Annotated in this window: 22 protein-coding genes; 15 read left to right on the forward strand and 7 right to left on the reverse strand. The window is 55.3% G+C overall.

What is annotated here, in order from left to right; all coding sequences use genetic code 11:
• The first annotated feature begins 115 nt into the window (after nucleotides 1–115).
• The 9 genes from murI (at nucleotide 116) to ACXLHR_RS04970 (ending at nucleotide 7,156) form a co-directional block, all read left to right on the forward strand.
• Nucleotides 116–928 (forward strand): glutamate racemase, encoded by an 813-nt coding sequence (gene murI, locus ACXLHR_RS04930; protein WP_458790420.1) that lies wholly within the window; start codon nucleotides 116–118, stop codon nucleotides 926–928.
• Between the two features lie 53 nt (nucleotides 929–981).
• Nucleotides 982–2,010, forward strand: a complete 1,029-nt coding sequence (gene argC, locus ACXLHR_RS04935; protein ID WP_458790421.1) for an N-acetyl-gamma-glutamyl-phosphate reductase — start codon at nucleotides 982–984, stop codon at nucleotides 2,008–2,010.
• Nucleotides 2,007–2,465, forward strand: a complete 459-nt coding sequence (ccmE, locus tag ACXLHR_RS04940) for a cytochrome c maturation protein CcmE (RefSeq protein ID WP_458790422.1) — start codon at nucleotides 2,007–2,009, stop codon at nucleotides 2,463–2,465. The genes argC and ccmE overlap by 4 nt, the downstream gene beginning before the upstream one ends.
• Before the next feature lie 45 nt (nucleotides 2,466–2,510).
• Complete coding sequence (locus ACXLHR_RS04945; RefSeq protein WP_458790423.1) at nucleotides 2,511–3,122, forward strand: holin-associated N-acetylmuramidase; 612 nt, start codon at nucleotides 2,511–2,513, stop codon at nucleotides 3,120–3,122.
• Nucleotides 3,113–3,616: a holin family protein gene (locus tag ACXLHR_RS04950; RefSeq protein ID WP_458790424.1), complete on the forward strand. Its 504-nt coding sequence runs from the start codon at nucleotides 3,113–3,115 to the stop codon at nucleotides 3,614–3,616. Before ACXLHR_RS04945 ends, ACXLHR_RS04950 begins: the two co-directional genes overlap by 10 nt.
• On the forward strand, nucleotides 3,603–3,797 hold the full coding sequence (locus ACXLHR_RS04955) for a pseudouridine synthase (RefSeq protein WP_458790425.1): 195 nt from the start codon (nucleotides 3,603–3,605) through the stop codon (nucleotides 3,795–3,797). Before ACXLHR_RS04950 ends, ACXLHR_RS04955 begins: the two co-directional genes overlap by 14 nt.
• Nucleotides 3,798–3,896: 99 nt before the next feature.
• Nucleotides 3,897–5,870, forward strand: a complete 1,974-nt coding sequence (locus tag ACXLHR_RS04960; protein ID WP_458790426.1) for a heme lyase CcmF/NrfE family subunit — start codon at nucleotides 3,897–3,899, stop codon at nucleotides 5,868–5,870.
• Complete coding sequence (locus ACXLHR_RS04965) at nucleotides 5,867–6,310, forward strand: cytochrome c-type biogenesis protein (RefSeq protein ID WP_458790427.1); 444 nt, start codon at nucleotides 5,867–5,869, stop codon at nucleotides 6,308–6,310. The genes ACXLHR_RS04960 and ACXLHR_RS04965 overlap by 4 nt, the downstream gene beginning before the upstream one ends.
• 69 nt (nucleotides 6,311–6,379) lie before the next feature.
• Nucleotides 6,380–7,156: an enoyl-CoA hydratase-related protein gene (locus tag ACXLHR_RS04970; protein ID WP_458790428.1), complete on the forward strand. Its 777-nt coding sequence runs from the start codon at nucleotides 6,380–6,382 to the stop codon at nucleotides 7,154–7,156.
• 416 nt (nucleotides 7,157–7,572) lie between these two features.
• On the opposite strand, the gene ACXLHR_RS04975 is transcribed toward ACXLHR_RS04970, so the two are convergent.
• Both ACXLHR_RS04975 and gltX read right to left on the reverse strand, forming a co-directional pair.
• The gene (locus tag ACXLHR_RS04975) at nucleotides 7,573–8,868 is read right to left on the reverse strand and encodes a citrate synthase (protein WP_458790429.1); all 1,296 of its coding nucleotides are present in this window, start codon (nucleotides 8,866–8,868) and stop codon (nucleotides 7,573–7,575) included.
• A gap of 94 nt (nucleotides 8,869–8,962) precedes the next feature.
• Nucleotides 8,963–10,366: a glutamate--tRNA ligase gene (gene gltX / locus ACXLHR_RS04980; RefSeq protein WP_458790430.1), complete on the reverse strand. Its 1,404-nt coding sequence runs from the start codon at nucleotides 10,364–10,366 to the stop codon at nucleotides 8,963–8,965.
• A 43-nt stretch (nucleotides 10,367–10,409) separates the two neighbouring features.
• Here gltX and ACXLHR_RS04985 point away from each other — a divergent pair, with 43 nt between their 5' ends.
• Nucleotides 10,410–12,539 (forward strand): ComEC/Rec2 family competence protein, encoded by a 2,130-nt coding sequence (locus tag ACXLHR_RS04985; RefSeq protein WP_458790431.1) that lies wholly within the window; start codon nucleotides 10,410–10,412, stop codon nucleotides 12,537–12,539.
• Here the strand turns inward: ACXLHR_RS04985 and lexA are convergent.
• Nucleotides 12,536–13,225 (reverse strand): transcriptional repressor LexA, encoded by a 690-nt coding sequence (gene lexA / locus ACXLHR_RS04990; protein ID WP_458790432.1) that lies wholly within the window; start codon nucleotides 13,223–13,225, stop codon nucleotides 12,536–12,538. The two genes, ACXLHR_RS04985 and lexA, sit on opposite strands and share 4 nt — an antisense overlap.
• Before the next feature lie 531 nt (nucleotides 13,226–13,756).
• Here lexA and ACXLHR_RS04995 point away from each other — a divergent pair.
• Entirely contained in the window at nucleotides 13,757–14,257 is a 501-nt protein-coding gene (locus ACXLHR_RS04995) for a hypothetical protein (RefSeq protein WP_458790433.1), read from the forward strand.
• An 84-nt stretch (nucleotides 14,258–14,341) separates the two neighbouring features.
• Here the strand turns inward: ACXLHR_RS04995 and ACXLHR_RS05000 are convergent, their stop codons facing one another.
• Nucleotides 14,342–17,740 carry an AAA family ATPase gene (locus tag ACXLHR_RS05000; protein ID WP_458790434.1) on the reverse strand — a complete coding sequence of 1,133 codons (3,399 nt, stop codon included), beginning with the start codon at nucleotides 17,738–17,740 and terminating at the stop codon, nucleotides 14,342–14,344.
• Nucleotides 17,737–18,915, reverse strand: a complete 1,179-nt coding sequence (locus ACXLHR_RS05005; protein ID WP_458790435.1) for a metallophosphoesterase family protein — start codon at nucleotides 18,913–18,915, stop codon at nucleotides 17,737–17,739. Before ACXLHR_RS05005 ends, ACXLHR_RS05000 begins: the two co-directional genes overlap by 4 nt.
• Before the next feature lie 160 nt (nucleotides 18,916–19,075).
• Between ACXLHR_RS05005 and ACXLHR_RS05010 the strand changes: the two genes are divergently transcribed.
• On the forward strand, nucleotides 19,076–21,373 hold the full coding sequence (locus ACXLHR_RS05010) for a Tex family protein (RefSeq protein ID WP_458790436.1): 2,298 nt from the start codon (nucleotides 19,076–19,078) through the stop codon (nucleotides 21,371–21,373).
• Here ACXLHR_RS05010 and ACXLHR_RS05015 read toward each other — a convergent pair.
• Both ACXLHR_RS05015 and ACXLHR_RS05020 read right to left on the reverse strand, forming a co-directional pair.
• Entirely contained in the window at nucleotides 21,363–21,989 is a 627-nt protein-coding gene (locus tag ACXLHR_RS05015) for a class I SAM-dependent methyltransferase (protein WP_458790437.1), read from the reverse strand. The genes ACXLHR_RS05010 and ACXLHR_RS05015 overlap by 11 nt on opposite strands.
• Nucleotides 21,990–22,678: 689 nt before the next feature.
• The gene (locus ACXLHR_RS05020) at nucleotides 22,679–23,623 is read right to left on the reverse strand and encodes an AraC family transcriptional regulator (RefSeq protein WP_458790438.1); all 945 of its coding nucleotides are present in this window, start codon (nucleotides 23,621–23,623) and stop codon (nucleotides 22,679–22,681) included.
• A gap of 133 nt (nucleotides 23,624–23,756) precedes the next feature.
• Here ACXLHR_RS05020 and ACXLHR_RS05025 point away from each other — a divergent pair, with 133 nt between their 5' ends.
• From ACXLHR_RS05025 to ACXLHR_RS05035, 3 genes are all read left to right on the forward strand, one after another.
• Complete coding sequence (locus ACXLHR_RS05025; protein ID WP_458790439.1) at nucleotides 23,757–23,897, forward strand: hypothetical protein; 141 nt, start codon at nucleotides 23,757–23,759, stop codon at nucleotides 23,895–23,897.
• 196 nt (nucleotides 23,898–24,093) lie between these two features.
• Nucleotides 24,094–25,095 (forward strand): TRAP transporter substrate-binding protein DctP, encoded by a 1,002-nt coding sequence (gene dctP, locus ACXLHR_RS05030; RefSeq protein ID WP_458790440.1) that lies wholly within the window; start codon nucleotides 24,094–24,096, stop codon nucleotides 25,093–25,095.
• A gap of 110 nt (nucleotides 25,096–25,205) precedes the next feature.
• Complete coding sequence (locus tag ACXLHR_RS05035; RefSeq protein ID WP_458792471.1) at nucleotides 25,206–26,813, forward strand: TRAP transporter large permease subunit; 1,608 nt, start codon at nucleotides 25,206–25,208, stop codon at nucleotides 26,811–26,813.
• Nucleotides 26,814–26,815: the final 2 nt, after the last annotated feature.

A 26,815-nucleotide genomic window follows, 5' to 3' on the forward strand; every position in this document is an offset into this window, starting at 1 on the left:
GCGGTCACGGTGGTCTTTCACTTGGCAATCTATGTCGGCTATAAGGGCGGTAAGTGGCGCAGTAAAACGGCCGCACGAATAATGCAATTTACCGTGGAACGGTGGGGGCGATAAAATGGCAGTCGGAGTTTTTGATAGTGGTATAGGTGGGTTAACGGTGCTGGATGCGCTGCAAGCGCGCTTGCCTGATGTGCCGTTTGTCTATCTGGGCGACAGCGCACATGCACCATACGGCGTGCGCACGCCCGAAGATATCTACAACCTGACCACCGCCGCAACCGAACGCCTGTTTGATGCAGGCTGCGATCTGGTGATTTTGGCCTGTAATACGGCCAGTGCTGCGGCTTTGCGTAAAATGCAAGAAAGCTGGGTTCCAAAGGAAAAACGGGTCTTGGGCGTCTTTGTGCCCTTGATCGAAGCCCTGACCGAACGTCAGTGGGGCGATAACTCGCCGCCGCGCGAAGTTGCGGTGAAACACGTCGCTTTGTTCGCAACTCCCGCAACCGTCAGCAGCCGCGCGTTCCAGCGTGAATTGGCGTTCCGCGCGATTGGCGTTGATGTCGAGGCGCAGGCCTGCGGCGGCGTGGTCGATGCAATCGAGGACGGCGATTACATCTTGGCCGAAGCCTTGGTGCGCAGCCATGTCGACGCCCTAAAGCGTAAAATGCCAACACCCGACGCCGCAATCCTGGGCTGCACACACTACCCTTTGATGAAAGACATGTTCCAAGACGCGCTTGGCGCAGAGGTGAAAGTATATAGTCAGGCCGATCTGGTCGCAGAAAGCCTCGCCGATTATCTGACCCGTCGCCCTGAAATGATTGGCGCAGGCACACAAAACGCATTCCTGACCACAGGCGACCCGAAAAAAGTGTCCTCGCGTGCAACCCAGTTCCTGCGACGTCAGATCACATTTGAATCTGCCTGATTGTCTGCCACCATGCGCCGACCTACATTCATCCTGACAAAAGGATCATAACCATGACGAAAAACGTCGCCATTTTAGGCGCTTCAGGCTACACAGGCGCCGAATTGGTGCGCCTGATTGCTACCCATCCCGCGATGAAAATTGTGGGCCTTTCGGGGAACTCCAAGGCGGGCATGGCGATGTCAGAAGTCTATCCGCATCTGCGCCACTTGGACTTGCCGCGCTTGACCACAATCGAAGACATGACGTTCGACGGCGTTGATCTGGTGTTCTGCGCCTTGCCACATGCCACATCCCAAAAGGTGATCGCGGCTTTGCCAACGTCGGTGAAAGTGGTCGACCTCTCCGCCGACTTCCGCCTGCGCGATCCTGCCGCCTATAAAAAATGGTACGGTCAAGACCACGCCGCCTTGGATCTGCAAACCGAAGCTGTCTATGGCCTAACCGAGTTTTACCGCGACGAAATCAAAACCGCGCGTCTGGTGGCTGGCACCGGCTGCAACGCGGCAACTGGACAATACGCATTGCGCCCGTTGATCGCCGCAGGCGTGATTGATCTCGACCGCATCGTCATCGACCTACAAGCCGCCGTGTCTGGGGCAGGGCGCGCGCTGAAAGAAAACCTGCTGCACGCCGAACTCTCCGAGAATGCGCATGGCTACGCGGTCGGCGGCACACACCGTCACCTTGGCGAGTTCGACCAAGAGTTTAGCGCCATCGCTGGGCGTCCCGTCACCGTGCAATTCACCCCGCATCTGATCCCCGCAAACCGCGGTATTCTGGCGACGATCTATGTGGACGGCGACGCGAATGTCATCCACGAAACCTTTGTAAACGCTTATAAAGACGAGCCATTCCTTCAGGTTCTCCCTCTGGGTGAAACGCCTGCAATCAAACATGTGCGCGCCAGCAACTTCTGCCACATCGGCGTGGTCGCAGACCGCATCAAAGGGCGCACCATCATCATCGCCACACTCGACAACCTGACCAAAGGGTCCAGCGGACAAGCCCTTCAAAACGCCAACCTGATGTTGGGACTAGACGAAACCGCAGGACTGATGTCCGTGGCGGTGTACCCATGAAGGGCCTCAAGAAAAAACGCCGCATGCAGGTGATCGCGCTGGCCTTTGTGGCAATGGCTTTGTCGACCGGATTGATTGGCTACGCCATGCGCGACGGCATCAACTATTTCCGCTCTCCCAGCGAAGTCGCCGATGCGCCTCCCGCACCAAACGAGCTGTTCCGCATCGGCGGTTTGGTCGCCGAAGGCTCGATTTTACGCGGTCAAGGCGAACAGGTTTCCTTTGCTGTAACTGACGGCGGGGCGACAATTCCCGTGGTCTACACGGGTATCCTGCCTGATCTGTTTAGCGAAAATCAAGGCATGGTCGGGCAGGGGCGTTTGATTAACGGCACCTTCGAAGCCGTTGAAATCCTTGCAAAACACGACGAGACTTACATGCCAAAAGAGGTGCTTGATGCACTGAAAGAGCAAGGCGTGTACGTCGCGCCGGACGGTGCTGCCGCGATCAATTAACCAAACCATATGCATCTTGCACACATCTAAATGGTGAGGTGCAAAATGCAGACGGTTAACGATATTGCGCGGGCGATCCTTGCGCGCGAAGGTGGTTATGTAAACGATCCCGATGATCCGGGTGGGGCCACAAACCATGGGGTCACGGTGCATACAATGCGCCGCTTGGGCCTTGATCTGACAGGCGACGGCAAGGTGGACGCCAGCGATGTGCGGCGCCTGACCGCCGATCAAGCTTTACAGATTTTCATCAACGACTACTTCCACAAACCAAATCTCGCGCTGCTGCCACCGCCACTACAGGCGTCGGTTTTCGATATGTATGTGAACGCAGGCAATAATTCCGTGAAAATCCTGCAACTCCTGCTCAATCAAATGCGGGTCACCGTCAGCGTCGACGGTGCAATCGGACCGCAAACCGCCGCGGCCGCAGCACAGGCCATGGCCGCCGCGCCAGATCACTTTGTCGATGCCTACGGCATTGCACGGCGCAACTATTACTACGCTTTGGGCGATGCGCGCCCCGCCAGCCGTAAATACGCGCGGCGCAAGGATGGCGGCAAAGGCGGCTGGATCACCCGCGCCGAAGAGTTTATCGCGCCAAAATATCACCTGTCAGACGCGGCCCATAACGCGAGGGTTGCAGCATGGGCGTGATCGACAAAATCATGAGCGGTGTCTTTGGCGGTGGACGTAATATCGTCGCCGAAACTGTTGAGGTATGCCGTGAAAATGCCGAAAACGGAGCGGTGCGCGCTGCAGACCAAAAAACCGCAGCGCTGGCGCAATTTGCTGCCGAATTCAGCCAGCCGCGCCAATCGGGTTTTGACCGTTTTATAGACGGGTTAAACCGTTTGCCGCGCCCGTTGCTGGCGCTTGGCACAATTGGATTGTTTGTGATGGCTATGGTCGATCCGGTCTGGTTCGAATTCCGCATGATTGGCATCTCGGCAGTGCCAGAACCGCTTTGGTGGCTCATGGGCGCAATTGTCAGTTTCTATTTTGGCGCAAGGCATCAGACGAAAGGCCAGGAATTCCAACGACAAGCGGTGCAAACCGTCGCCGCGGTCAATGTCGCCTCACCTCCGACCGCCGATTTTGCGGAAAATCCCGCACTGCTGGATTGGCAGGGTGGCGATGGACGCACTTGAACTGGAACGACGGATCGCAGCACTCGAATTGCGCAATGCAGTCGAAGACGTTCACCGTCTGAACATCGGCACGCGACTGGCCTCGATAGAGGAAATGCTGCAATGGCTGGTGCGCCTGATCATCGGCGGACTGGTTCTGGCAGGGCTTACCTACGCGGTTCAAGGCGGCTTCATGATCTAAAACACCAAGATCGCCCTGCGGCGAAATGCGCGGGGCGATCACAAAATAATGCAAATGCCGCGTATGTTGTTTAGGCCAAATCTGCGCTAGCTTCGCTCTATGTTAAATGAACTTGCACACTTCGCGCTGATTCTTGCCTTTGGGATCGCAGTTATTCAAATGATCGTCCCGATGATTGGCGCCCAGACGGGGCGGCGATCGTGGATGGCCATCGCCGAACCTGCGGCAACCAGTCAGGTGATCCTTGTCGGTTTTTCGTTTAGCGTGCTGATCTGGGCCTTTGTGCAATCGGATTTTTCGCTCGCGTTGGTGCATGCAAACTCGCACACAGCCAAACCGCTGATCTATAAAATTAGTGGCGTTTGGGGCAACCACGAAGGCTCGATGCTTCTTTGGGTATTAATCCTGACGATCTTTGGCGCCTCTGCCGCATGGTTCGGTGGCAACTTGCCAGACCGTCTACGTGCACGTGTTTTGTCCGTGCAAGCCTCTATTTCTGTTGCATTTTATCTATTTATCTTGCTCACCTCAAACCCATTCGCACGTCTCGCAGTGCCACCATTAAACGGTCTTGACCTCAACCCGCTGTTGCAAGACCCCGGTTTGGCGTTCCACCCGCCGTTTCTCTATCTTGGCTACGTCGGCCTGAGCATGGCGTTCTCATTTGCAGTCGCGGCTCTGATCGAAGGACGCGTGGACGCCGCTTGGGCGCGCTGGGTGCGCCCGTGGACCCTTGCGGCATGGATGTTCCTCACCATAGGCATCGCACTTGGCAGCTGGTGGGCCTACTATGAACTTGGCTGGGGTGGCTTCTGGTTCTGGGATCCGGTCGAAAATGCGTCGTTTATGCCCTGGCTGATCGCAACCGCCTTGCTGCACTCGGCGATTGTCGTCGAAAAACGCGAAGCCCTGAAAAGCTGGACTGTGCTGCTAGCCATCGTCGCATTCAGCTTCTCGCTCCTTGGCACATTCATCGTGCGATCCGGCGTGCTAACCTCCGTGCACGCCTTTGCAAACGACCCCGAGCGGGGCGTATTCATGCTCATCATTTTTGGCGTATTCACAGGCGGCGCACTCACACTATATGCCGCACGCGCAGGCACATTAGAGGCAAAAGGTGTGTTTGGCGGCGTCAGCCGCGAAAGTGGGCTGGTGTTGAACAACATCCTGCTCGCTGTCAGCGCCTTAGTCATCTTTGTCGGCACAATTTGGCCGCTTGTGGCCGAGTTGATCTTGGGACGCACTCTGTCAGTTGGCCCGCCGTTCTTTGACGCTGCCTTTACACCTTTCATGATTGGTCTGGCACTTGCCTTGCCGCTTGGGTCGATGCTGTCGTGGAAACGGGGCAGCCTGTCAAAAGTCTGGTCTCACCTGTGGCCTTTTGCCCTACTCGCTGTGGCAATCGGCTCTTTGATCTATGCAATGCAATCGGGGCGGTCGGCGCTTGGACCCATTGGCACAGCTCTGGGCGTCTGGGTCGTGGCTGGCGCGGTTGTCGACATCGCGACCCGTACAGGGCGCGGCAGCATTATGTCACGCCTCGGGCGACTGTTCCGTCTGCCGGGGGCTGATTGGGGCAAGGCTATCGCGCATATCGGTATGGGTGTGATGGTCTTTGGTGTGGCCGCGATCACCGCTTGGCAACAAGAGGACATTCGCGTGGCAACCGTCGGCGAGGCCTATGACGTAAGCGGATTCACTTTTGAGCTGCGCGACGTAACCCAAGCCGAAGGCCCGAATTACCTGACCACCATGGGCGAAATCGTCGTGAGCAAAGACGGGCGCAACGTCACAACCCTATATCCTGAAAAGCGGTTCTATCCGGTCGCGCAAATGCCCACAACAGAGGCTGCAATTCGCAACGGCATCGCGCGCGACATCTATGTGGTGATCGGCGATGAACAAGCCGGCGGCGGCTATGTCGTCAGGGTTTATATAAAGCCGTTTGCTAACTGGGTCTGGGGCGGCGCGATATTGATGTCGCTTGGCGGTATCTTTTCGCTACTGGACCGGCGGATGCGCATGGCGGCAGGCGCGCGCAAATCCACCACTGCAAAGGCCCAAACCGCATGATGCGTCTCATTGCACTGCTGCTGCTTCTTGCGACACCTGCCTTGGCGGTAGAACCGTCCGAGATGCTGGCCGATCCTGTATTGGAAACCCGGGCGCGCGAGCTGTCAGCGGGGCTGCGCTGCCCTGTTTGCCGAAATGAGTCTATCGATGAATCCAACGCAAGCATTGCGAAAGATTTGCGTTTAATCCTGCGGGAACGGTTGGTTGCAGGTGACAGCGATGCGCAGGCGGTCGACTTCCTTGTGCAACGCTACGGCGAATACGTGCTGCTCAAGCCCACCAAAGGCGGCGCAAACTGGGTCCTGTGGGGCGCTGCACCGACAATGTTGCTTTTGGCATTGCTGATCGGTTTTACAACAATCCGTAAACGCGCAGCAACGGCAGAGACAAAACTCGATGCCTCCGAACAGGCCCGCTTGGATCAAATCCTGCGCAACTGACGCACCGTCCTGCTTTCTTTTGCCAGCCTGCGCGTTAGGGTTGACCAACAGTTAAACAGGATGCACCCCATGGAATATCAAGCAATCACGCTGCACATCGCGGACGGTATCGGTGTTATCACATTGAACCGACCCGATCTGATGAACGCGCTGAACACACAAATGCGCAGCGAAATCACCCATGCCGTCAAAACTGCCGAAACCGCCGTGCGCTGTTTCGTGTTGACAGGGGCAGGGCGGGGGTTCTGCTCGGGACAAGATCTGGGGGATGGCGGCTCCGCTGCAACGCTTGATTTAGAAATGACATTGCGCGACGAATATGTGCCGATGCTCAAGGCAATTTATGACTGCCGGGTGCCAACCCTCTGCGCCGTGAACGGCCCCGCAGTAGGCGCAGGCGCAAACCTAGCGCTGGCTGCCGATGTGGTGATTGCCTCGGAAGATGCTGTGTTCATCCAAGCTTTCACTCGTATCGGCCTGATCCCCGACGCGGGCGGCACCTATTGGCTACCGCGTCAGATTGGCGCGGCAAGGGCCATGGGGGCGGCTCTCTTTGCCGACAATATCACTGCCACACAGGCCGTCGATTGGGGCATGATCTACGAAGCAAAACCCGCTACCGAGTTTGAAGCGCACTGGCGCGCCCGTGCCGCCGCTTTGGCCAATGGCCCGACCGAGACATACCGCCACTTGAAAACCGCAATCCGAGGCTCGTTTGAAAATACACTCGACCAGCAACTGGCGGTAGAGGCACAACTTCAGGGCAAATGCGGCCAAACCCGTGACTTCCAGGAAGGCGTCTTGGCTTTCCTCGAAAAACGTCCAGCAAAATTTGAAGGGCACTAGCATTACATCCCCTGTTCTCGGATCAAACGCCGCTTGCAGGGGACTTTCTTGATATATTAGCAAGTTCACAGTCGATTGCGCGGCTCGGAACCGATGATCAATCAACTAACTGCGCATATTCACCGTGTGACCCAATGTCTGCCAGATCAGTTGCAGGGCACTACGGACCCTGTACTTTAGACAAAACTTAGCCTTTTCAGTCAGCTAGCGAGCGCGATCAGTGATGGATCAACATCCGCGGTAAGCGCAGACCCGCCGGTGATTACACAAATATACGTGATAATTGCACCTATGGCGTGGCTCGCAAAATAACTCGTGCAACGCCATTAGATCATCAACTCACACAGCACGCAAAGCAAGGTGATCGGTTCTCAACATCAAAAAAAAGGGGCCGCGTTATGCGCGACCCCGATTACTTAGCGTTTTTCGATATCGACATAATCCCGGGCGGTTTCGCCCGAATACAACTGACGTGGTCGACCAATTTTCAACTGCGGATCAGCAAGCTGCTCTTTCCACTGGGAAATCCAACCCACCGTGCGCGCCATTGCAAAAATTGGCGTGAACATGGACGTTGGGAATCCCATCGCTTCGAGAATGATGCCGGAATAGAAATCGACGTTCGGGAACAGCTTTTTCTCGGCAAAATACGGATCTGCAAGCGCCTGACGCTCCAGCTCTTTCGCAACCTGCAAAAGTGGATTATTTTCGATACCCAACAGCTCAAGAACCTCGTCCGCCGATTCCTTAAGCACAGTCGCGCGCGGGTCGAAATTCTTGTAAACGCGGTGACCAAAACCCATCAGGCGATAGCTATCGTCCTTGTCCTTGGCGCGCGCGATAAACTCTGGAATACGATCAACAGTGCCGATTTCTTTCAGCATTTCCAAGCAGGCTTGGTTTGCGCCACCGTGGGCAGGGCCCCAAAGACAGGCAATACCGGCCGCAATACAAGCAAACGGATTTGCGCCCGACGACGACGCCAAACGCACAGTCGAGGTAGACGCGTTTTGCTCGTGATCCGCATGCAATGTGAAAATCCGGTCCATCGCCTTAGCCAGAACAGGGTTCACATGATATTCTTCGGCAGGCACCGAGAAACACATATGCAAGAAGTTCGCGGCATAATCTAGATCATTGCGTGGATAAACAAAGGGCTGGCCGATGGAGTATTTATAAGCCATCGCCGCAATCGTTGGCATTTTCGCAACCAAACGGATCGACGCCACTTCGCGCTGATGCGGATCATCAATGTCAGTGCTGTCGTGATAAAACGCAGACATCGCACCCACGACACCCACCATCGTCGCCATAGGATGTGCATCGCGGCGGAAACCGCGGAAAAACATATGCATCTGCTCGTGGATCATTGTGTGACGGGTGATCAGCGCCTCGAACTCTTCGAGCGTTTCAGCATCCGGCAGCTCGCCGTAAAGCAGGGCATAACACACTTCGAGATAATGTGACTGACCTGCAAGCTGGTCAATAGGATACCCACGATGCAACAATTCGCCTTTGTCACCATCAATAAATGTGATCGTGCTGTCGCAAGCCGCCGTAGAGGTAAACCCGGGATCATAAGTAAACACACCGGCCTGTGCGTAGAGCTTGCGAATATCGATCACATCCGGACCCGCCGTTGGCGAGAGAATAGGTAATTCGTAGGACGTCCCATCAATGGTTAATGTCGCGGTCTTGGTCGGTTCAGCCATTTTCGTTCCCCATGTAAGCCGCACACCCTTCTGGTGGCAGCGCAAATTTTCCGGTCATTTGCCCCTCGTAACGAATTAGCGTCACGAAAAGGTTTCAGGCAGTTACCTGCGTGAGACGCGCAATTGTTTCCGCACGACCAAGGACCAGCATCATATCAAAAACACTCGGCGAGACGGGGCGACCAGACAATGCCGCGCGCAGCGGACCGGCCAGTTTGCCAAGCTTCATATCGTGACTCGCGGCCACCTCTGAAACGACCCCCTCAAGAGTGTCACGCTCCCAGCTAACATTTTGCAGCTGCGGCGTCAATTCCGACAGTATACTACGGAATACATCGGTCAATTGCGCACTTGCTTTTTCATCCGGCACGATTGGCGTATCAGTCAGAATAAAGTGTGCCTTTTCAATAAGATCTGGGAAAGTTTTCGCCCGTTCTTTTAGGCAATACATCGCACGCAACATCCCATCTTTTTGCTCTTTTGTGAAATCGGGCATACCTATTGCCGCAAGGTAACCCTGCATTTCATGCAGCAGCGCAGCATCATCCGCCACGGCAATGTGCTGACCACAAATATGCTCAAGTTTTTTGGTGTCAAAACGGGCAGGCGATTTGCCAATCCCGCTAAGTTCAAACCATTCTTTCGCCTGTTCGTCGCTGAAAAACTCGTCATCCCCATGGCTCCAGCCAAGGCGCGTCAAATAATTGCGCATCCCCGCCGCAGGATAGCCCAACGCCTGATATTCCGCAGCACCGGTCGCACCGTGGCGCTTCGACAATTTCTTCCCATCAGGCCCAAAAATCAACGGAATATGCGCGAGCACTGGCGCATCCCATCCCATCGCCTGATAAACCAAATTCTGACGGAATGAATTGGCCAAATGGTCGTCGCCACGGATCACATGGGTTACACCCATATCGTGATCATCGACCACAACGGCCAGCATATAAACGGGGCTGCCATCGGATCGCAGCAAAATCATGTCATCCAGCTGGTCATTTGAAAATGTCACATCGCCCTGCACCTCATCATGCAAAGTTGTCGATCCTTCGCGTGGGGCTTTGACGCGAATAACAAAGGGTAAATCAGGGTGATCCGCCTCGGCCACATCGCGCCATTTTGAGCGGAAGAGTGTCGATGTCTTGTTGCTGCGCGCTGCTTCACGAAAGGCCTCAATCTCGTCTTGGGTTGCAAAACACTTGTATGCACTGCCAGCAGTTAACATTTGATGAGCAACCTCGACATGCCGCGCGGCGCTCTCGAACTGGCTGACAGGCTCGCCATCCCAATCTAGTCCCAACCACGTCAAACCATCCAAAATCGCTTGGCGATTTTCATCCGTCGAGCGGCTGCGATCGGTATCTTCAATGCGCAGTAAAAACGTGCCGCCATGCCCGCGTGCGAACAGCCAGTTAAACAACGCGGTACGTGCGCCGCCGATATGCAGTGCGCCAGTGGGCGATGGAGCGAAGCGAGTGACAATTTTGGATTTGGACATGAATATTAACCTCTTGTTCACCAACATGCGCGAATGATGACTGGTGTCCGTTGGGGATACTAAGCCCGGAGGTCTAAAACAAGTGCGCGCGCTTGGCATCATCGAAAATGCACTGCTCGCGCAACGCGGACACCTGTTCGGCTGGACACCCGTTTGCCTTGGCATCGGGATCGGCAGCTATTTTGCACTGCAAAACGAACCAGACAGCATCCTGTTTGCAGGTCTCGCGGTCGGGCTTGCCATGCTGGTGCTCGTCTCACGCATGGTGAACGTGGCCGCAGCCCCACTTCTGATCGGCCTTGTTTTAATCGGCGTCGGGGCAGGGGCCGCCAAACTGCGCACCGACACTGTTGCAGGTCCGGTTTTGGGCTTCCGGTATTATGGCCCCATTGAGGGGCGAATCGTTAATATCGACCGCTCTGGCAGCGATGCAGTGCGGCTCATGCTTGACCAAGTGGTCCTGTCGCGGATGAGCCCCGAACGTACACCGAAATATGTGCGCATTTCCGTGCACGGCGACCATCTTTCAGCCAATTTCTTACCCGCGGATAAGGTTTTGACCACTGGACACCTGTCCCCGCCCTCAGGTCCGGCCGAACCGGGTGGTTTTGATTTCCAACGTCACGCGTGGTTCATGGGGCTCGGCGGCGTCGGCTACACACGCAACCCGATTGTGCGCCTGACCGCAGCCAAAGGCGGCGATTGGCGTTTGTGGATTTTTACGCAACGCATGATCCTCTCCGATGCCGTCAGGCGCGAAATTCCGGGCGAAGCAGGCGCCTTTGCCGCCGCCATCATGACGGGCGACAGATCCGCCATGTCCCAAACCACATTGGGCAATCTGCGCGCCACAAACCTCGCCCACCTTCTGGCAATCTCTGGATTACACATGGGTCTGTTGACGGGTTTTGTCTTTGCCGTCGTGCGTTACGCCCTGGCCTTGATCCCGTTCATCACATTGCGGATCGCGACCAAGAAAATTGCTGCCATCGTGGCGCTGATCGTCGGCGCAGGATACCTCGCACTTTCTGGCGGCAATGTCGCCACCGAACGCGCCTATATCATGGTCGCCGTGATGCTGGTCGGCGTGCTGTTAGACAGACGCGCGCTCACCCTGCGCGCCGTGGCGATGGCCGCCACAATCGTGCTGCTGTTCCAACCCGAAGCACTCGTCGGCCCCGGTTTTCAAATGTCATTCTCTGCCACAACAGCCTTGGTTCTGGTCTTTGCCAATCTGCGTAAATTCAACACGCAAGCCCTGCCCAAATGGACGCGACCTGTGTTTTCGGTGGTGTTATCTTCCGCCGTGGCGGGATTTGCGACAGCACCCTTTGCCGCCGCACATTTTAACCAATTTGCGCATTACGGGTTGATCGCGAATATCCTCAGTGTCCCGCTAATGGGCATTCTGATCATGCCCGCCGCCGTCTTGGCAGTCTGCCTTGCGCCTTTCGGCGGCTGGGGGCTTGGACTTTGGCTGATGGAATTGGGCCTGCGCTGGATTCTGGTTGTCGCCGCGCGGGTCGCCGACATCGAAAACGCCGTCAGCCACATCATCGTGCCGCGCGCTGGTGTTTTGCCACTTCTTGCACTGGGTCTGTTATGGTTCACGCTCTGGCAAGGACGCGTGCGCTTCACAGGCTTGTTGGTCGCTGCTTTGGCGGCGATCCTCTGGGTGCAATCTACACGGCCCGCAATTTTGGTTGCCGATAATGGTGGATTGATCGGCGTGATGGGCGAAAACGGGCGCATATTATCGCGTGCCAGCGGTAGCGGTTTTGTCGCCAGCATCTGGCTCGAAAACGACGGCAATCCCATACCACAAGCCCAAGCCGCCTTGAACCGTGACGAGGGCCAATCACCACGGCGCATGGATGCTACCCTTGGTCCTTGGAAAATCACACAAATCACAGGAAAAACCGAACTCGCCAAGGTCACAGACTGCGACGGTGCCGATATCCTGATCACCAGCACGCAAGACGATCAACAACGACCTTGCCTGACTTTCGACCCGATCATTTTGCGCGCCACGGGATCATTGGCGCTTGATTTGGATACGGCGGGCAACCTCGTCATCACCACAGCAGCGCAAATTGCAGGACAACGCCCATGGACCACATCTTCCCCGGACATTAACGGGGAAGGTGTGACACTTATGGCTGAGAAACCTTAATTGTAGTTGCGGATCAACCCGACCAAACGACCTTGTACTTTCACCTGATCATCACGGTAAATTTGCGGACTCATCGTTGAGTTTGCAGGCTCCAGCGCAATGGTGCTGCCTGTCTGGCGGAAACGCTTTAATGTTGCTTCCTGATCTTCGACCAAGGCCACCACGATATCACCGTTTGAGGCGTTCTGCGTCTCGCGAATAACGACAATATCACCATCATTGATGCCCGCTTCAATCATCGAATCGCCGCGCACTTCCAAGGCGTAATGCGACCCTTGACCCAACATCGAATGCGGCACGGAAATGTTATGTGATACCTCGGAAATCGCGGCAATCGGAGTACCAGCCGCAATGCGTCCCATCACGGGCAGTTCAACCGACATATTCTCAACAGGCATAGCTGTACGCGGGGTTGTGGCAGGGCGGTCGCCGTCAATCACACGCGGGGAGAATCCGGTTTTAGGCAGCATGGAATCGGGAAGTTTGACGATTTCCAAAGCGCGCGCGCGGTGCGCTAACCTGCGGATAAATCCGCGTTCTTCAAGGGCCGTAATCAACCGGTGGATGCCAGATTTAGATTTCAGATCCAGCGCTTCCTTCATCTCGTCAAAAGAGGGCGGAATGCCGTCCCGCTGCACTCTTTTATGAATAAATCCCAAAAGATCGAGTTGCTTTTTTGTTAGCATAGGCCGCTTCTCCCAATAACACTGCGTATCGCCTATGTTCTAGTCATGTTCCTGTTTTGTGTCAATCAATGGCTGTCTACAATTATATTGATTTAGAACCTTATATTCGGGAGCTAATCATCTCGGATTTTATGGCTGTTCGGAAGTGTAATTGGTGCGAATTTTTCGCATGATCACCAATTACCCAGGTGGTGCCGCAAAATGGCTCATCTCCTTAGAAACTAAGGCACTGGAGAAATAGATTCTGTTCGGCGTTACGCATGAGGAGATTTCGAATGGATATGACGAGAGAAGGCAGGCCTGAGCCCTGAGAAACCGGTTCACAACCACACCTCAACCTATCTCTGACCGCTTTGATTCAAATCCAAGTCTCAGTTGAAGTTCTCATATTTTATAAGTTTTCTCATTACTTAGGGGCGGGCCTGATACCAAACCTTAAGCCTAATCCGTTTGTCTAAGCGCAATATAGCGGTGTTTTTTTTTGCATGACGCGAGATCTGAGACGCCGGCTTGGGAACAGGACGTGGCACGATGGAATTTAGAGAAACCCGTTTGCGGGAATGGCTTTGTCTTGCAAAACGTCATCTGGCGAAAATCAAGTTGCTGCCCTGCATGGCAGTGTTGGGGTTTTTGACTATGGTAGCGGCTCCCGTTGTAGCCCAGACCAACGCGGCAATTGTCGTGCAGAGTGACAGGGGTGGCTTGATCGGGCAGCGCAGCCAGCAGATTGGTAACTTTCGCGCAGCGGGCCAGCGTGTCGAGCTGCGGGGGACATGTCTATCTGCATGCACAATGTATCTTGGCCTTACCAACACATGCGTCGCGTCAAATGCGACTTTCGGATGTCATGGACCTACCCGCAACGGTCAGCCGCTTATGGGACGCGAGTTTGACCATTTTTCGCAGCTCATGGCCGATAACTATCGCGAGCCGCTGCGTTCGTGGTTTATGACGACGGCAAGGTATCGGACAACAGGCTACTATCAGCTCAGCGGTGCTGAATTGATCCGGCAAGGTTACACGCCCTGTTGATCGCACGATCAAGTTTTACTTAATGCGCTTGGCTAACAACGGGACGCGGTATTGACTGTTTGCGAGGTCTTTGGAGCGATAGTCTTAGCGCGGCATCTCGACAAGGTTCACGCCGGGAATGGTGTCGCGGGCCAGATCGACTAAATGAGCATGGTGGGTAAAGATAATCGCCTGACCGCTACGTCCGATATCGGCGCAAAGTTGTAATGCGGCGCGGGCCCGACCGTCATCGAAGGTTTCCATGATATCGTCTAAAATCATCGGCAGTGATCCAAGATCGCGCGCAAAGCTGCGGTAGCCGGCAACCCGTAGTGCAAAGTAGAGCTGTCCCATGGTGCCTGTGGACATCATCTCTACGGGGACTGCGGTGCCGTCCGGTTGCACGCCGACCAGTTTTTCACCTTCAACCTCGCTCCAAACATCTACGCTGCTCCATGCTGGCGCTGTGATCGCGACAAAGGCGTGCTCGACGTCACGCAGCATTGTGGTGCGCCGTTCTGATGCCAAGCGGCGCAATGCGCCTTTTGCGGCCAGAACACCAAGGCGCGAAACAACAGCCCTTCGTGCACCTGCGCGCAAATCCTCTTGCAATGTTGCCTGCTCGGTGGCGAGTTCGCTGCGGTCAGCCGCGTCAAATGCTGCCGCATATAGCCGTGTTGTTTCGCGGTATGCGTCGCGGGCATGTTCGCGCGCGTCTTGTGTGTCAGCCAAGAGTTGCGCGACAACTGCGGCGCGGGTCACATCAGGCAGCAAGGCCAGTTCCGCGTCAAACAGTGCGGCCTGTGCGCCAGTGCGGGCGATCTTGCGCGCGCTGTCATGTGCTACGCGGGTGCTGCGCAATGCGTCACGCTCGGCCAGCAGTTTGATGCGTGTCATGGGGGGTAAATCGTCGCCACTTTGCCCGTCAAACCAGCTGTTAAGGGAGGTTTTGGCATCTTTCACAGCGTTTTCAGCACTTTTCCGCGTTGCGATTTCTGCCGTCAGCCGGTGTTGGGCGTCGGAGCGGATTGCGGTCATGCGCTGTGCGGTTGCGACCCGATTGCGGGCGGTTGCGATGGTGGTCAGTGGGTCGTCTAAAGGATCGCCTGTCAGCAGCGCAGTGATCCGGCCCGCGCTGTCGCGTAATTGGGAAACGGCTCGCTCTAACGCGGTGATCCGTAGGGAAATTTTGCTATGGTCGCTTTGCAAGCGCTGCAAATTGCGCAGTGGGGGCAGGGTATCGATCAAGTCTTGGGCGTTATATCCGGCCAGGGGCAGGGTGGCGAGCAGGCGCGCCAGATCATCTTGTGCGGCATCCTGGTCCTGTGCGGCCTGTGTGGCCTTGCGGTTTAGCTCGGTGACGCTGTCATTGGCGCGGTTCCATGTCTGCCATGTCTGGCGCAGGCTGTCATCTAGTGTCAAAACCCTGCGCACCGCGTTTGGCAAATCGCTGTCTGTGGTGGTTATGCCCACTGCCTTTGCCGCGTTTTTCAGGTTTTTCGTGCGGGTTTCGAGTTGGTCATTAAGCGTTTCAAATCGGGCGCGGGCCGTGGTCAATTGGGCAGCGACCTGTGCGGCATGCATCAGTGCCGCGTATCGTTCTGTGAATGCGGCAGAGCTGGTCTGTGGCGGATAGCCAAGGGCGGTGGCAAGCGTTGCTGACTGTGCGTGCAAATCGCTTTGCGTTTGTGTCAGCCGGTCGAGACGTGCCTGTGCCGTGTCACGCAAGACCAGCGCTGCATTCTCGTCGCGCCGTGCGGTGGCAAGCTGTTCACGCGCAGCCGTCCCTGCGGCAAAGCTGGCGTGGATGTCATCGTCACTGTGCATTGCGCGTTCAAATTCACCAGCGGTTTCTGCCGATAACGTGTCTCGGTGGGATACCCATGTGGCATCGCGCAGACGCCGTGCTTGCTGGGTTGCTGTGGTATCTACGGACGATGGGCTGTCCGCCTCGGCCTGTCGTTTGGCTTGCGCGAGAAGGTAGTCGGCGTGGCGGGCGTCAAAATCTGCGCGCGCCGACGCGAGATCAGCCGCCAAGATCACTGTCTCGCGCGCGGTATCCAGCAGGGTTTCGCGGGCGGGCAGGCCTGCGCTGACCAGTGTGGCCCAGTTTTCGGGGAGCTCTGCCACGGCGCTGGCAAGGCGCGCGGTTTCTGTGGTGACGGCGTTTTGCGGCACGGATATATCCGCCACCGCTTGCCAGTGATCCCATGCGGTTTGCAGATCAGACATGTCTTGCGGCGCAGGTGGCGCAGTGCCCAATTGCTGCTTGGCTGAGAGGGCGGCGTCCGATGTTGCTGTTGCTGTATTTTGCAGAGTCAAAACTGCCTGCGCGCCACGTGCGAGGTCTTCAAGTTCTTGCGTGGTCAGTGCCAAAGACGCAGCGGATACATCAGGCAGGCCAAGCCCTGTGAGAATTTCAGCGATTTGCGTGGATAGAAGATCACGGTCCGCGCACCGTTTATCCAGATCGGAGGTGGCCGTGGTCGCGCGCGCCATCAGGGACGCGCCGTCAATTGTCAGCTGGTCGAGGTGCGTAAGCTCGGTCGCGATGGCGTCTGCGACAGGATCAACCGGATTATCTGCCACAAGTGTTTCCAGCGTCGCGATTGTCTGATCCGCCTCACCAATACGCTCGGATTTTTCGGACAAGGTTGTGACAAGGCTGGCGACCGCCTCTGCGGCCCCTTTGCCCAGATCAGGTCCGTCAGGAAAATCTGTCAACGCGGCGTCAAGCGTTTCGATATCGCCGGTTCGGTCATACCAGATTTGCGCCGCCTTAAAGGCCGCTTCGCGCAGGCGAGCGGTGCTAAGATCGTCATTGGCAGCTTCAAACGCCCGTTGTGCTGTTTCGTTTGCGGCGCGCAATACGCCTTCACGTTCAGGGGTCAGCTGGGTTGCGCGCAATTCACGCTCGATCTCGACCATGCGGTCTTTGCCGGTTTTCAACACCGTGGCGCGCGCGCCCTTTTTATGAAATTGGTCGGCGCGTGTGCTCATTTGATCCAGCGTGGTTGCCATGCCGGTCAGCCCGGAGACACCCGCATGCAGCAATTGCCCCAGATCGCCCTGTGCGCCCGCAATCCGCGCGCCGCCACGTCGCAGCCCGTCATCATTGAGCGAAAACCGCTCCACATAGGCGTCGCGCGTCAGCCCGTGCAGGGCGGCGGTCAGGAATGTATCCTCGACGGGGCGGCCTTGGTCGTCGGTCAGTGACCCGTTCTTTTTGCTGTTGCGTTGTAAAACGACCGGTCCGTGATTGGGCAAGTCCAGTTCTGCGCCAACCAACAGATCACTGCGTTTGAAGCGGAACTCGTAAGGGTGGTCGCGTGATTTCATCCCGAACAGCAGTTCTAGATATGCAGTGAAAGCGGTCGATTTACCGGCCTCGTTTGCCCCGTAGATCACAGTCACATCCGCCGCGTCGCCTTTGGGTGCTGGCAGCACAATTTGTGCATCGCTAAAGCGGCCATAGCGGGTCAGGTCGAGCCGGTTCAACCTCATTGCGCGTCCATCCCATGCAGTGAAAGCGACACCTCGTGCAGCGCTTCTTCTAACAGATCGCCCAGCGCATCCTCGCTAAGTTCATCCCTGATCGCAGCGGGCAAGGCTGCGCGTAATTCATCGAGCACCTGTTTGCTGGCTTGCATAAACCCGATTTCTTGCAATTCCGCGCGCATCAGGCGCAAAAGATCATCGGCCTCGTCCTGATTTTCCTGACGTGGGGGTGCAGTTTTCACCTTATCAAGATAGACGCGATCAATGTTTTCCAACAATTCGTCTGCCAGCGCCTGCACCTCGTCGCCGGTGTGGCGTCGTGTCGTAACGATCAGCCGTGCTGCGGTATCACAGGTTGGATGTTGCGCATTTTTGAAAGCGGCATCAAGGCTTTGCAGCACCTCTTGCTGGTTGGCGCAGTCGGAAATATCCACCGCAATTTCAACAAAACGTAGATGCCCGACGAGGCGCGGTTCCATCACAGGCACGCCGTCCCCTAGGGTAACAAGCGCCACGTTACCGCCTAGTCTTTCACCGAAATGACGCGGCTGCGGGATGCCGGGCATGACCGCCAGCACCGGACCGGCACTGCGCACAAAGGGTGCATGGATATGCCCCAGACACCAAAGATCATAGCCGTGCGCCATCAGATCCGTTTCTGCGCAGGGCGCATAGGGATCATGGCCGAACGTGCCGCCGAGCGAGGTATGCATCAGGCCGATATTGCGCTGGCCGGCCACGGGTGCGGGGTAATCGGGCAAAAAGCTGTTTGCGACATGGCTGGTGTCAAATGAAAGCCCGTGAAACATCGCACCCGCAATCTCGATGCTAGGGTTATCTTTTTGTAGCAGGTGGATATTTGGCCCCAAGTCGCCATGCACAGAAGGATCAAGCAGTGCGTCGTGGTTCCCGCGGATCAGCACTGTTGGCACACCGGCCGCACTGGCCCGCGCGAGCTGCGTTACTAGAAACGCCCGCGATTTAAGGTCGGGAACGCCGGCGTCAAAGATATCGCCCGCCAGCACCAAAGCATCGACATTCTCGGAAATTGCCAGATCAATGATGTCTTTGAACGTATCACGGCTTGCTTGTTTTAACCGATCTCCGAGAGACGGGTTGCGCAGCGCGGCCGAGCGGATCGGCGAGCCGAGGTGGATGTCGGCAGAGATAAGCAGGCGCATGAGGATTAATGTCTTTCTTGGGTCAGGTCCAATATGCAGGGGGTCCACCTGACAGGCAATGGGAAGGGTGCGAATTCTGGCATAAGATAACGCATTTGGCTCTTGGCCCTCGACCTTTGCAGGGATATCAAAGCCTTCCGAACGTCTTTAGGAGCTTGCCATGACCGCTGTTGCCGACCGCATTTCCCGTAATATCGCCACCGAGATCGGCGCACGTCCCGAACAGGTCAATGCTACTGTCGCATTGCTGGATGCAGGCGACACGGTGCCGTTTGTGGCGCGATACCGCAAAGAGGTTACAGGCGGGCTAGACGATACGCAACTGCGCAAACTGGCCGAGAGGTTGAGTTACCTGCGTGATCTGGAAAAGCGGCGTGCGAGTATTTTGGGTGAAATCACGGGGCAGGGCAAACTGACCGATGCGCTGGCGCGGGCAATTGCGGGGGCTGATACAAAATCCGTTCTCGAAGACCTTTACCTGCCATTCAAGCCCAAGCGCCGCACCAAAGCGATGATTGCGCGTGAAAATGGATTGGAGCCATTGCTGCGGGCTATTCTTGATCAACGCACGGCGGACCCTGCAGGTTTGGCCGAGGCGTATCTATCCGAGGCCGTTGCTACCACCAAAGACGCGTTGAACGGGGCGCGTGATATCCTGGCCGAGGAATTGGGCGAAAACGCGGGGCTTTTAGGACGTTTGCGTCAGGTCATGCAGCAAGAGGCGCAAGTCACCGCTCGCGTGAACAAAGGCAAAGAAGAGGCGGGCGCGAAGTTTTCTGATTACTTCGACCATACCGAGCGGTGGGCGACGATTCCGTCGCACCGAGCATTGGCGATTTTACGCGCCGCCAAAGAAGAAATTGTGACCGTTGATATTGCCCCTGATCCCGAGACGGGTCTTGAGAAGGTTATCACCATTGTCGCCGCTGAAATCGGCATCAAAGGGCAGGGTCTTGGTGACAAATGGCTGCAAGACGCGGCCAGTTGGACGTGGCGTATCAAACTCAGCCTGACCATGTTCATGGACCTGATGACTGATTTACGCAGGCGATCCCACGCCACCGCAATCGAAGTTTTCGCACGTAACCTTAAAGATTTGCTGCTCGCAGCCCCTGCGGGAGCGCGCGCGACGCTTGGGCTTGATCCGGGCATCCGTACCGGCTGTAAAATCGCGGTGGTCGACGAGACTGGCAAACTGCTCGACACTGCCACGATCTATCCGTTCCAGCCCCGCAAAGACCTGCGCGGCGCTGAGGAGACCTTGCTGCATCTGATTAAAAAACACGGCGTTGCCTTGATCGCGATTGGCAACGGTACCGCCAGCCGTGAGAGCGAAAAACTGGTCTCCGACGTGCTGAGAAACCTGCCCACAGGTGTGGCACGGCCAACCCCTGTGATCGTCTCGGAGGCTGGTGCGTCGGTCTATTCCGCCTCGGAACTTGCCTCGCTCGAATTCCCCGATGTAGATGTGTCGATCAGGGGGGCGGTGTCGATCGCGCGCCGTTTGCAAGATCCGCTTGCGGAACTGGTGAAAATTGAACCGCAAGCCATTGGCGTCGGACAATACCAGCATGATGTTGACCAACGACAACTGGCACTTTCCCTTGCAGCCGTCGTTGAGGATGCAGTGAACGCGGTGGGCGTGAACCTTAATATGGCCTCCGCGCCGTTATTGTCACATATCGCAGGACTTGGGCCATCACTGGCGCAAAACATCGTCGCTCACCGTGATGCCAACGGCGCATTTCCGTCCCGCAAATCCCTGTTGAAGGTTGCGGGACTGGGACCAAAAGCGTTCGAGCAATGCGCAGGTTTCTTGCGCATCACCGAAGGCACAGAGCCGCTTGACGCATCCTCGGTGCACCCCGAAGCCTACGGCGTCGCGCGCAAAATTGTGCAGGCCTGCGGGCGAGATGTGCGCGCGATTATGGGCGATAGCGCGGCTTTTGCGGGTCTGACCCCTGAACAGTTTGTGGATGACAGTTTTGGTCTGCCGACGGTGCGCGATATTTTGTCCGAGCTGGAAAAACCTGGCCGAGATCCACGCCCAGCGTTCAAGACAGCGACCTTTGCCGACGGTATCGACAGTATCACCGATCTCAAGGCCGGCATGTCGCTGGAAGGCACCGTGACCAACGTTGCGGCCTTTGGCGCGTTTGTCGATATCGGCGTGCATCAGGATGGATTGGTGCATGTTAGCCAGCTTGCGGACCGCTATATCAAGGACGCCCATGAGGTCGTTAAAACCGGCGATATTGTACGGGTGCGCGTCACCGAAGTCGATGTGCCGCGCAAACGGATCGGGTTGACCATGCGCAAGGACAACAGCGACGAACCAGCAGCACGCGGACCTTCACCGCAGAAGGCGCAGGGCAAACAAAAGACGAGTGCGGCCCCTCAAACGGCGGATAGCCAAGGCGCATTAGGGTCTGCCTTGGCCGCAGCGCTTAAACGCTAGCAGGGATCATAAACACATCGTAACGTGTGGACTTTCCTTTTATTTGATGGGTGAATTGTCGCAGTCCCGCCATCGGCGCACCTTTGGCGGGCCACTTGAGAACCACGCGGTTGCGGGCGTGGTTTAGCGCCACTTGCATCAAGGCCAGCGCATCGTTGTCAGCGCCAACAATCTCGCGGACCTGACGTAGCTCTTGCTTGACCAGCGCCGAATTGTGACGCGGCGGGTGCATCGGATCAATCAGGATTGCCTCGCCGTTCAGCGTGGGGATCAGGTCTTTTGCATCGCCGTGCAGAAGGGTCATGCGGGCGATAATTTCCGCAAATTCACCACCCGCATTTTCTGCGCGCGCCATGCCGTCAGTTAAGAGTGCATGCATGGTGGCAGAGCGTTCGATCAGCGTAACTTGCGCACCCAAAGATGCCAGCATGAACGCATCACGCCCCAAACCTGCCGTTGCATCAATGATCACGGGCGTTTTGCCCGCGCGCAAACCCATGGCCTTGGCAATGTCCTGACCGCGTCCGCCACCAAACCGCAAGCGGTGTCCCACTGCGCCCGACACAAAATCCACTTGCAGCGGGGTCGCCCGTTTAATGCCGCGTTCGTCTTTCATGATTTACCCCGTTGCTCGTCTTAAGAAATCTGTAATGACAGCACCTTACACGTCAAAAAGAAAAAGGACCCGGTGATTTATCATCAGGTCCTTCAGTCCTGTGGTTCCGACGGTAGAGGCCAGAGCCATTTTCGATGACGTTGTAAGTCATTGGAAATTAAATAAATTATTGTGACGTAACCGTGGTCGATGGCAAAGTATAATGTAGTACTTTATAGCTAATGCAAGTTGGTGACGCAACTCTGCAGCTAAAGCCGGGATACGTGCAAGTTCTACGCCTGCTGGCGACCTTCGCGGTGGACGTTGTGCAAGGTGCAATCCAGCAGGCGGTTGCTATGGGTGCAATTTTTCAAGGCATCTGAGACCGGTTCAGAAGTACGCACCGGAATTGAAAAATGGATAGCGTATTGCAACGCAGAACGGTCATATTCCACGCAGGAAATATTCATCCCATATGAAGGATATGTCAGAAAAATGGAACTAATGAGAGTGGCAGACTAAATGAAACGCTGATCCAGCTTTAGTTGGCCGCAAACTGGTCGAATTATTGGGACCACCTCGGTTCCAATGTCAGTTGTGAGGAAATGCTGATGGACAAAACCTTATACCCCGGCACCTCCAAGTGACTAGAGGATCGCGTCAAGGTCTTTGCGAAGGTTCTGCAGGCGTACGGGGTCTACAGCAATCGACTAATACTTGCTGGGAGCCGTGCCATATTCTCCTTTGAATAGTCTAGAAAACTCGCTTGAATTTGAGAACCCGCAAGCCATTGCGACCTCTGTCATGTTCAAGGAAGGTGTTTGAAACTCAATCATACCTCTTGCGGCTTCCAGACGGCGATGCCGAAGCCTCTCCATCACAGACGGGCCTTCCGCAAACACTTTGTACAGATAGCTGCGAGAAATTCCACAATGTTGCGCTATAGTTTTTGGCGTCAAATCGGGATTGTTGTATCGGGCATCGATGAAAGCTAGGATCCGCGCCCTTACAGCTTGCATCGCCAAACTGTCTTCAGACTCACTCCCGCTCGAAGTGAGGAAAAATGCGACCGTATCCAGCATTTGATTGGTCATGAAACCAGCTGTTTTCGCATCGAACGTTTCTACGTTATTGAGAAGTTCCGCTACCAACCTTTGCATCATATGAAAGATAGCGTCAGGTTGAACAATTGGCTTGGACAGTACATTCGTTTTGCGCCCGAGCCGGTGTTCCAACGCACAAACTGGAATTTGTACATTGAAGGTTGAGTAATCGCGTTCCACCCGCAGTTTCGCAGTCAAACCATTGTTCAACAAATAGGCTTTCTGGGGGACCAAGCGGGTATTTAATTCACCAATCTGACACATTGCCTCGCCGCTCTCTGGAAATGTGAGCGAATAAAATGGTTCATCCGACTGCTTGTGTCGGCCCCTTGATCGTTCAAACTGCTGATGTCCAAATTCTATTCTGTTGAACGTTAAGTCACCAACCTTTTGGCTATGGAGGCTTCCAGATATCTGACCTTCCTTAACAGGCTGAAACTCTAAATTCCCGCCCCATACACCGCTAAAGACAGAGCGCCAGTGTTCCTCAATCCGAGCGTGATCGACATCCGATGTTCGGCCTATCAAGGGGAGTTGATGATTATGATCCATAGGTTGGAGTGTTGCGCGTTTTGAATAAACGAGCAAGTGAAAGTGGACGCTGTCACAAAAAATAGTGTCTTCGGACGCAAGCGGAGCGCCAAGAAATAATCATATTATAGTTCGAACCTAGGGAGGATTCGTTATGAACGGAACACCGCAGTATGATTTGATCGTATCGTGTGATGGGAGTAATTATGTTGTATCTGGCCATTGCGACGACACACTGTTGCTTTGCCTCGAGAGCGACGATGCAATGACATACGATACAGGCTCATTTGGCTAAATGACCTGAGGATAGCTACACAGCATTGAAAATGTGATTGTGGTAAATGGGTTAAAGATTGTCCCTGAACTCGTTGGCAACGCGCTGTTTAAAGAAGCGGTCCGGTGAGGTCTGACCTAGGGGGCAATCGCTTTGATTTTCGTATCTATCGGCATCAGACAAGGTGTCTAAAATCCAGAACTTGTGGGAGAACAAGATGAAAAAAATATCTTTTGCAGTGCTTTTAGGAAGCACTTCATTCTTTGCTGTAGCGGCACAGGCAGAGACAACCAACTGGACGTTGGCCTATCTGGCAGTCCAGGGCACCATTTATGAAGAAGTGGCCCTTGCGATCCCTGAGCGCATTTCTGCAGCCACAGATGGCCAGCTTATCATCACTACGAATTCATCGCTGGTTAAGGGCAATCGCCTGCTTGAGGGCGTGCGCGATGGATTGGTGCAGATGACACTGCCGTTGACCGGATATTACACTGGGTCTCAACCTCTTTTCACCGTTCCCAGTTTGCCGGGCATTTCCGAGAGCTACGACGACCTTAAGGCGCTGTCAGCATCGGAATATGGAGATCAGGTACGTGCCGTTTATAATGATACTTACAACTCGACCCAGTTGATGGAGACGGCTTTCTGCCCACAAACTCTGTTCTCCACTGCTCCGATCACGACAGTGGACGAATGGAACGGCCGTAAGCTACGTGTTAACAACCGCGGCACCGGACTTATGGGCGCGGAACTCGGTGCAATTACCGTTTCGCTTTCGGCGGGCGAAGTTCTGCCAGCGTTGGAGCGTGGTGTGATTGAAGGCGTAATCACCGACAGTTGCTGGGCCTATGGCGCAGGCTTTGGTACGGTTGTCACTCATGCATCGGACTGGAAACTGGGCAGTGTCGTTCCTGCACACGTCTTGGTAAATAATGACGCTTGGAATGCTTTGCCGGAAGATCTGCAATCTAAAGTCGCCGCAGAGTTCGAGGCGATCGAAGCGGATTTCGAAGCGCGTTGGCGTGAACGCGCGGCTGAAATGCCCGGATTGTGGCGCGAGGAGGGCGTAGAATTCACCGAAATATCTAGCGAAGAGACAGCGCGTGTCTATGCTGAAGAAATTCAGGCTCCTGTTATTGCTGCATGGCGTGAAGACATGGAACGTGTGGGACTCGACGCCGACGCCGTGCTGGCAACAGCCCAATCGGCTGTCGAGTAAAACCAATGGGTTCACAGGGAGAAACCCAGTCGGGAGCGGCAACGCCCCCGACACTTGGGCAATTCATCGGCTCCATATCGCGATGGCTCGCAATTCTGTCGGTTCTAGCGATGCTTGTTAGCGTGAACTACGAGGTCATTGGCCGTAGTTTCTTTGGTCACGCCACAATCTGGGTTACTGAGGTTTCAACTTACCTTGTCGTGATCATCACCTTCATTGGAGCCGCCTTTGTGGCGTCCCGAGACGGTAACGTTCGGGTGGATTTGGTGTTGAAGCTATTTTCTGAGCAACGACAGATTGAAATTAAGAATTCACTGACTTGGATTGCGATCTTTGTAGCACTTGTGGCGTTGTGGAAGGTAACTGGTTTTTGGAAAGAGAACTTTGACAGCGGTGCGCGAAGCTGGAGTCTGCTGAATACGCCGCTCTGGATACCTCAACTATCAGCCGTAATTGGTCTTGCAGCGCTCGTGCTTGCAATGACTTTCAACGAGACTGCAAAATTTGGCGTATTTGCTGCTCTGCCTGTCCTCGCCGCCATGGTGCTTGCTATGATTGACGGGACTGGATTGCTGTCCTTTGGTTTGTCGCCTTCAACGTCGATCCTTTGTCTGGGTGTATTGACAATAATCAGCGCAGGACTGGCCGGAGGTGTACGGGCATTGATTGTTGTTGGAATAGTGGTGATACCCGTCGTTATACTTTTCATTTTGACCAATGATGCGGGACTCTCAGTTAAGTCCATGGCCCTTATCGCCGTCTTGTTTTTCCTACTGTTTTCCGGTCTTCCTGTCGTTTTTTGCCTTTTTGCCATTGGTATCTTTGCGATGATCTTTTGGCTTCCACCCGTGACGCTCAATTATATTGGTGAACGCTCGTGGGAAGCTGTCAACACGTTTGAATTTGCTGCGATCCCGATGTTCGTTCTAATGGGTTCGATCTTGGTCCGCAGCAACGCGTCGTCCGAGATGTTTGAGGCTGCACGTCTTGGAATGGGGCGAATTCGCGGAAGTTTAGCGCATGCGTCGATTTTTGCATCCGGTATTTTTGCCGCTGTTTCAGGGTCCAGTATTGCGACTGCAGCCACCATGGGGCGTGTCGCTGGACCGGAAATGATACGCGCGGGATATAAACCAGAACTGGCTTACGGTGTTCTTGCTGCCGGAGGCACATTGGGCATTTTGATCCCACCGAGCATCGCAATGATCGTCTATGGTCCACTGGCTGACATTCCCGCCTCGCTTATTCGGGATACTGTTGCTCCACTGATTTCTTCAGAACAACTTTGGTGGTCAGGCGGGGCCGGGCTTTGTTCGACCGTAGCGAACTATATGCGATTTGCACGCATGCTTTTGAATGGCGGCAGCTTAGATAGTACTCAAATCCTTCGACCTGAAACACTCGCTCTCATGTGTCAGGACTACTTGCCGGAAAACGTGGGCTATGGCACATACACTGCTGCATTGGGCATCACGGCGCCTTGGCCAGAGAACGGCTTGGGATTTGGTCTTGGGTTTGCAGTAGGAACACAAGTTACGGAACATCTTCCAGGTGGCATCGGTGAAGTCCTCTGGCCCGGCGTTTCTGGAGCAAACTTCTGGGTTGATCCGGAAAACGATCTCATTGTCGTGTTTCTGACGCATGCACCTGACCACCGAGCCACCCATCGTATTGAATTGCGAAACGCAATCTATGCCGGACTGAAAGAGGAAACATGAAC

It is taken from the genome of Yoonia sp. MH D7 (genome assembly GCF_054439475.1).